This window comes from Alteromonas sp. a30, from assembly GCF_026788005.1.
Taxonomy (GTDB): Bacteria; Pseudomonadota; Gammaproteobacteria; order Enterobacterales; family Alteromonadaceae; genus Paraneptunicella.
Map to the genome: position 1 here is coordinate 1 of NZ_JABEPE010000067.1, position 1,493 is coordinate 1,493.

Consider the following 1,493-nt stretch of genomic DNA (forward strand, 5'->3'; position numbering starts at 1 on the left):
AACGGCAAGAAGCGCAAGCAACCGCAGAAAAACCACCTTGATGATGACGCCGTTGAAAAGCTGGAAAAAGCCTACTTCGATGGCATGTTCCCACATCAAAAGGTCTGGCACGATGCACTTAAGTATGAAATTCGGGAAATCCTAAAAAGCCGCCAAATTGGCGCGACCTTGCACTTTAGCCGCGAGGCCATTGTGGATGCCGCAAAAACCGGCAAAAACAAGATCTTCATTTCCGCGTCTAAAAACCAAGCCCAAGTCTTTAAACGCAACATTATTAACTTTGTGCGTGAAACCACGGGTATTGAATTACGTGGCGATCCGATTGTGCTTTCTAACGGCGCGGAGCTGCACTTTTTAGGTACGAACAAGAACACCGCCCAAAGCTACAGCGGCGACTTATACATAGATGAATATTTCTGGATACCGAACTTCGTTGATATTGAGCACGTTGCCAGCGGCATGGCGATTCTCGATGACAGGCGCATTACTTATTTCTCCACGCCTTCTACCATCAATCACCAAGCCTATTCACTGTGGGACGGCTCGCACTACAACCAAGACAGGCCCAAAGCGGAACACATTAATATTGATGTGAGCCACAAAGCATTAAAAGACGGCAGGCTTTGCGAAGACGGTATTTGGCGTCAGGTGGTCACCATAGAAGATGCCATTAACAAGGGCTATTCCTTGGTGACAATGGAAAAACTCAGGAAGAAATTCCCGCCTGCGAAGTTCGAAAACTTACTGATGTGTCAGTTTATTGATGACACCGCATCGATATTCCCGCTTTCAGAACTGCAAGGCTGTATGGTGGATGCCGCCTTCATTTGGCACGACTACCAGCCTCACAAAAAACGCCCCTTTGGCAATAAGCCTGTATGGGTGGGCTACGACCCATCGGAAACCCAAGATGATGCCAGTTTAGTGGTGATTGCGCCGCCACAATCCAAAGGCGGTAAGTTCAGAATTCTTGAAAAACACAGTTGGCAAGGCATGGACTTTGACGGCCAAGCCAATTCAATCAAGAAAATCTGTGAACGCTTTAGCGTGGCCTTTATGGCCATTGATGCCACGGGCGTTGGCGCAGGTGTGTATCAGCTCGTGAAGAAGTTCTACCCCAGCGTGAAAAAGATTAAATATTCGGTGGAAGTGAAAACGGATTTGGTGCTTCGCGCGAAGCAATTCTTCAGCAAAAAACTCATTGAATTTGATATGGCGTGGGTGGATTTGGCCCACGCCTTTATGACCATTCACCAAACCAGCACCCAATCGGGCCGAAACGTGACTTATCGCGCCAGCCGCACCAGTAAAACAGGCCATGCCGATTTGGCGTGGGCGGTGATGCACGCGCTGGATAAAGCGCCGATTGAAAGTGCGGATCAAGTGGGTTCCGGTAAGAAATCCATCATGGAGACGTTTTAAGTGAAAAACATTGAATCTTTTACCTTTGGTGAGCCTGTACCGGTGTTACAAGGCAGAGACATTGCCGAATA

General features: G+C 48.2%; 1 protein-coding gene. It reads left to right on the forward strand.

The features are described from left to right. Positions 1 to 1,422: terminase large subunit domain-containing protein (locus HJG39_RS19495; RefSeq protein ID WP_268412002.1), on the forward strand; the 1,422-nt coding region annotated here is incomplete at its 5' end. Positions 1,423 to 1,493: the final 71 nt, after the last annotated feature.